Raw genomic sequence first — 6266 nt, 5'->3', positions numbered from 1 at the left:
CATTAAAAGCTATTTAATAATCTTTTAGCGTACTTGGTAATTGGGCAAGAGCTAGTGCAAGTTGCTCGTCGTTTGGCGCAACACCATGCCATTTATGCGATCCCATCATGAAATCAACACCTGCACCCATTTGGGTGCTCATTAAATTCAAGATTGGCTTACCTTTTCCTAATAGTGATTTAGCATAATGCAATGCCTTAACTATAGAATCCATGTCGTTGCCATCAGAATTGATCACATGCCATCCAAAAGCTTCAAATTTTGCCTGTAGATTTTCAAGAGATAATACTTTTTCAGTAGGACCATCAATTTGCTGTCCGTTATAATCAACYGAAGAGATCAGGTTATCTACTTTATTAAAAGGAGCATACATAATCGCTTCCCAATTTTGACCTTCCTGTAACTCTCCATCACCATGTAAAGAATATACAACCGAGTGATCTTTATTTAATYTTTTTGCAAGGGCTGCTCCGATAGCMACAGACATTCCCTGMCCTAAAGATCCAGAGGCAATTCTAATGCCTGGAAGTCCTTCGTGAGTTGTGGGGTGACCTTGTAACCTTGAATTTAATTTTCTGAAAGTTGCCAGTTCACTAATGTCGAAATATCCCGACCTGGCCAGAACGCTGTAGAAAACTGGTGAAATGTGTCCGTTAGAAAGGAAAAACAAATCTTCGYCTTTTCCATCCATTGTAAAATCAGTAGAGTGGTTCATTACCTCGAAATACAGTGCGGTAAAGAAATCTGCACAGCCTAGAGACCCTCCCGGGTGACCAGATTGGCAGCCGTGTACCATTCTAACAATATCCCTTCTTACCTGAGMAGCAATATCTTCTAATTCTTTGATTGTATGTTTCATTAATTGGGGTTGTTGATTAATATGACAAACTTAACTAAAACTGCGCAAGCATTCATRCGCACAGTTAAAATAAATATTCCAATTATAGGGCTTATATTTTAAAAAATACTCAGATAATAATAAAAAGGAATATTAAAAGACATGGCAAAAAAACGCAGGTCAGAAAATACCTGTTTTAGCTACTAGTAAATTGTTTTTTGTTGATCTAAACTGAAAGGGTGTAATATTAAACTATGCCGACAATTGAAAAATAATTTTTTAACATTTAGAAAATATTTGTTTATATTTATGTTAGTTGCATACCAAACAAAGAAATAGATGCATGCCAACCAATTAAAATATTGGAGTGAATCAGATCTTTTCGTTAAACTCGGTGAGGGGGACGAGCGGGCCTTTGGCCACGTATTTAAGAAATATTTTTCTTCTCTATGTTATTTTGCGAACAAGTATGTGTTTGATGTGCAGGAAGCCGAGGACATCGTTGAAGAGGTTTTTGAGAAACTTTGGAAATGCAATCATCATATCAGTTGTTCAGAGCATTTGAGATCGTATTTGTATATGGTTACCAAGCGTACCTGTATGGACCATCTTAGCAAGAATAATCATGCTAAAGAAAGGCAATTGAATTTTGCGATGCGGATTGGAGATCAGGAACCAGATTTTATTTATGAAATGATTCGTTCYGAGGTTTTAAGGGATATTTACCTCGAAATTAATGGTTTGCCAGAACAATGTAGTAGAATTGTTTCTATGAGTTATATTGAGGGGCTTCGTAACGAAGAGATTGCAGAAAAGCTTGGACTTTCTGTTCAAACGGTTAAAAATCAGAAAACCAGGGGTGTCTCCATTCTAAGAGGCAGGCTTGTATAGTACTTTTTATGTTACTTTTGGAAGCGTCTAATTAAATAATTCAAGGCAGAATAGGTCGCTTCGGCACTTAAAGCTTCTATTTCAATTGAATTTACATCCCAAAGAGCCAATCCATCTCTCGCGTGCATTAACCGACCATTAATTTCAAAAGCCCCAGATATATTGAGAGTATGGAGGATTACATAAAGATTCATTTGACTAATGATAAGCCTGTTTTAACATTAATGTCTTTAAAAAAGATACTAGAGTTCATCCCAGAACAGTAATTTAGGCGAATTCACAGAAGTTATATTATTCCTTTATTTCGGCTCAGATCTGTTCAAAATAGAAAGATACAACTGAGTCATATTATACTCCCAATCGGAGAAAGTTATGCGGAGCAGGTTAAAAGGGGTGGCTTAGAACTAAACTATTATGAGGATTTCCTGTTATAAAAGACCTTAATTGACTTCCTTTTTCTAATTTAGTGAAAATTTAATGCCATTTGAATCCTAAAAAAGCGACTGCAGATTTAAACATCAAATCTTTAACTTTTAAAGAGCGGATAGCCGCGTTCAGGAATTTGCCAGAGTTTTTTGAACTGGTATGGCAAACCAGCAGATGGATGACGATAGGCAATTTTGCCCTGCGAATTGCAAGATCAATTATGCCTCTCGCTATCCTTTGGGTAGGTAAGCATATCATTGATGAAGTAGTGCACTTAAGCAATGACGGAACCAGCCATTCGCAAGAATATCTGTGGAAACTGGTGGCGTTGGAGTTTGGATTAGCTATACTAACTGATATTCTGAGCCGTGCTATTAATTTGATGGATGGTTTATTGGGTGATTTGTTTTCCAATTATACGTCAGTAAGGATCATGAACCACGCCGCAACTTTAGATTTAGACCAGTTTGAAGATTCGATCTTTTATGATAAACTGGAGCGGGCAAGGCAGCAAACGGTGGGCCGTACTGTGCTATTATCGCAGGTAATGAGTCAGATCCAGGACCTGATTACCATGGGATTTCTTGCAGTAGGATTAGTTGCCTTTAATCCATGGCTCATAGTTGTATTATTGGTTACTATTCTCCCTGCATTTTTGGGTGAATCATATTTTAATGATCAGAGTTATGCCCTTTCAAGAAAGAGAACACCTGAACGAAGAGAACTTGATTATGTTCGCTATCTGGGTGCTAGCGACGAAACGGCAAAAGAAGTTAAGGTATTTAATCTTTCCGGTTTTATCATTAGCCGTTTTAAAACACTTTCAGAAAGGTTTTATACAGAGAATAAACAATTGTCTTTACAACGCTCGGTATGGGGCACCTTTTTTGCCTTTTTAGGAAGTACAGGATATTATCTTGCTTATGTATATATTATATATAGAACCATTAGTGGAAGTATTACTATTGGTGAACTTACATTTATGGCAGGCTCGTTCAGACAGATGCGCTCGTTAATTGAAGGAGTGTTGTTACGTTTTACAGCAGTTTCTCAGGGAGCTATTTATCTTAGTGATTTCTTTGAGTTTTTTGAAATCCAGCCTAAAATCCGAAATTTGCCACAGGCTAAGCCTTTCCCGAATCCCATTAGACAAGGTTTTAAGTTTGAAGATGTCGGGTTTCAATATGCACATTCAGAACGTTGGGCTAACCGCCATTTAAGCTTTACACTTCATCCTGATGAGAAGCTTGCATTGGTAGGAGAGAACGGCTCTGGCAAAACTACATTGGTTAAGTTACTGGCAAGGCTTTATGACCCAACAGAGGGTAGGATATTGCTAGATGGGGTGAATTTAAAAGAATATGACCTGGACGAATTGCGGATGAACGTTGGTATTATATTTCAGGATTATCTCCGTTACCAAATGACGTTTGCACAAAATATTGCAGTTGGAAATATACAAGAACAGGATAATAGAGCTCTGATAGAAAATTCAGCAAAACAAAGCTTAGCAGATGTACTGGCAGAAAAGCTCCCTTTTCATTACGATCAGATGCTTGGTAAACGCTTTTCTCAAGGAGTAGAGTTGTCTGGTGGAGAGTGGCAAAAAGTAGCTCTGGCCAGAGCGTATATGAAGGATGCACAACTCTTAATTCTTGATGAGCCAACAGCGGCCCTTGATGCGAGGGCTGAATATGAGGTTTTTCAACGTTTTGCGGAATTAACAAAAGGGAAATCTGCTGTACTGATCTCTCACCGATTTTCTACTGTGCGCATGGCCGATAGAATACTTGTACTAGAGAAGGGTCAATTGATAGAAATCGGCAGTCATGAAGAATTGATCCTTAAGAAAGGAAGGTATGCTGAATTGTTTGATCTGCAGGCAATGGGATATAGGTAAAAAAAGATTTGATTAGTACGATTGAGTTTTCGCATCGTAATAATAGCATCAATCGAAAAAGGATGCAATCAGAAGAGCAAATTAAAAGAATAGTGTCCATCATAGGTAAGCAGATTAGAGGGGAGCTGAACGCAATTGATGAGCGTGATTTGGAGATATGGATATCTGAAAGCAAGACAAACAAGATTTTGTTTGATCAGCTGACGGATCCGTCTTATAGACAAGCTGAACTAATGGAGATGCGAAGTTTTACAAGCGCACCTGCGGCATTTGCAAACTTTATGGAAAAATATGGCGATCGTATACCTACTGAAGATCAAGTATATATTTCTCCAAAACCTGAATTGACAAAGAAATGGGATTATGAATTCTTAAAATATGGAGCCACCGCCATTATTCTTTTAGCACTTTCTACAGGCTTTTTTATTTACCTTAATAATAAAAGCGTAATTGAAAGTAATGATTCGCAAGCCAATTTATTGCCCCGATCTAAAATATTAAGAGCCAACGATCAATCCTTGATTTTAAAACCAAGCCCGCATTCAGCCCTTGTTGATAAGAATGCCCATGTTTATAATATAAATATAAAAGAAGCGATAACCTGGAAACAAGGTTTCTTTACCATCAAGAATGAAACTCTTGAATCTCTCATGAAAAGGATTGAAAGCTGGTATGATGTAGATGTAATATATGCCGATTGCAATATTGGTAAAACCTTATACACCGGCTCCACCTACAGGTTCAGTAATATCTATTCATTACTCAATAAGCTCGAAAGAACCGGTCCCGCTAAATTTAAGATTGAAGGCAGAAGGATCATGGTTGAACTTCGGTATCGATAGTTTTTCCCCAATTTGGCTGTCCTGCCTAAATAGCACCACAACTTTTTAATAACATGGTAATTGATAGGATACACAAACGTTTGCGCAAACAAAATGAGCAAATATTAAGTGTAAATAGCATACTTTGGTTTAATGAATGGCTATGCTAGTAACTTATTGTATATTTTTATACTTTTAGAGAGTAAAGTCAAAAATTTTTTAACAAAAAAACAAAAACAGTAAACAAAACCTAAACCTAATTATGACCAACCAAACAAAATCGACTGTAATTTCGCCCATTGTAACTATTGGGGCTCTGTTTTTCATTTTTGGCTTTGTAACATGGGCCAACAGCACATTAATACCCTTTCTGAAACTGGCTTGTGGTTTGAAAACTGACTTTGAAGCCTTTCTGGTAACATTTGCTTCTTATATTGCTTATTTCTTTTTAGCATTGCCATCATCATGGATTCTTAAAAAACTGGGCTTTAGAAATGGTATCATTATTGGATTGCTTATTTTGGCTTTCGGTTCTTTAATCTTTATCCCGGCTGCAAGTTCAAGAAGTTTTGGTCTGTTCCTCACAGGTATATTTATCCAAGGTGCTGCTCTATCTTTGTTGCAAACTGCTTCAAATCCATATATTAGTATTATAGGTCCGATAGAAAGTGCGGCGAAACGCATAAGTATAATGGGGTTATGTAATAAATTTGCCGGCATTATTGTACCTATTATTATGGGTACCTTGTTTCTTAAAAATGCGTCTGGTATTGAAGCCAAAATTAATGATGCAGCAACTACCCTTGCTGAAAAAGAAGCCCTTTTAGCCGAGGTTTTAGGTCGCGTTTATACACCTTACATTGTTTTAGCAATTGTATTTACTGCTTTTGCATTGTTCATTAAATACTCTCACCTGCCTGAAGTGGATGTAGATAAGGAAGAGGTAATTGAAGGTGATGATGTAAAATCGACAAAGACTTCAATTTTCCAATTTCCACATTTATTTTTAGGAGCCTTCTGTATTTTTGTTTACGTGGCTGCGGAGGTTATGGCTGGCGATATAATTGGAGTGTATGGTAAAGCTTTAGGGATCAGTGCCGACATTAGCAAGTACTTTACAACACTTACATTAACCAGTATGCTGGTTGGCTATGTGATAGGGATTATCGCTATTCCTAAGTACATCAGTCAACAGGCTGCATTAAAAATCTGTGCAATTTTGGGTGTAATATTTATCTGTGCCGCTTATGTAACCACCGGTTACTATTCAGTAATTTTTGTTGGACTTTTGGGGCTGGCAAATTCATTAATGTGGCCTGCTATTTTCCCTTTGGGCATTAAAGGATTAGGAAAGTTTACTAAAACCGGATCGGCAATCATGATTATGGGT

General features: G+C 37.3%; 6 protein-coding genes. 4 read left to right on the top strand and 2 right to left on the bottom strand.

Annotated features, from left to right (window positions below; translation table 11 throughout):
- Positions 1 to 13: 13 nt before the first annotated feature.
- Positions 14 to 880, bottom strand: a complete 867-nt coding sequence (locus AC1DG9_RS21490; protein WP_477635204.1) for a transketolase — start codon at positions 878 to 880, stop codon at positions 14 to 16.
- A gap of 297 nt (positions 881 to 1177) precedes the next feature.
- Between AC1DG9_RS21490 and AC1DG9_RS21485 the strand changes: the two genes are divergently transcribed.
- Positions 1178 to 1729, top strand: coding sequence for an RNA polymerase sigma factor (locus AC1DG9_RS21485; protein WP_337717346.1), 552 nt, complete (start codon positions 1178 to 1180; stop codon positions 1727 to 1729).
- A gap of 11 nt (positions 1730 to 1740) precedes the next feature.
- Here AC1DG9_RS21485 and AC1DG9_RS21480 read toward each other — a convergent pair whose 3' ends face one another.
- Complete coding sequence (locus tag AC1DG9_RS21480; protein WP_262889297.1) at positions 1741 to 1923, bottom strand: pirin family protein; 183 nt, start codon at positions 1921 to 1923, stop codon at positions 1741 to 1743.
- 290 nt (positions 1924 to 2213) lie between these two features.
- On the opposite strand from AC1DG9_RS21480, the gene AC1DG9_RS21475 reads away from it, so the two are divergent.
- The 3 genes from AC1DG9_RS21475 to gluP form a co-directional block, all read left to right on the top strand.
- The gene (locus tag AC1DG9_RS21475) at positions 2214 to 4055 is read left to right on the top strand and encodes an ABC transporter ATP-binding protein (RefSeq protein ID WP_337717348.1); all 1842 of its coding nucleotides are present in this window, start codon (positions 2214 to 2216) and stop codon (positions 4053 to 4055) included.
- Positions 4056 to 4117: 62 nt separating this feature from the next.
- The gene (locus AC1DG9_RS21470) at positions 4118 to 4897 is read left to right on the top strand and encodes a DUF4974 domain-containing protein (protein WP_337717350.1); all 780 of its coding nucleotides are present in this window, start codon (positions 4118 to 4120) and stop codon (positions 4895 to 4897) included.
- 241 nt (positions 4898 to 5138) lie between these two features.
- Positions 5139 to 6266: glucose/galactose MFS transporter (gluP, locus tag AC1DG9_RS21465; RefSeq protein ID WP_477635203.1), on the top strand; the 1128-nt coding region annotated here is incomplete at its 3' end.

Source organism: Pedobacter sp. 05L430, assembly GCF_056397585.1.
Note: the sequence above shows the minus strand (reverse complement) of the source record. Positions and strands in the feature narration are given on the sequence as shown.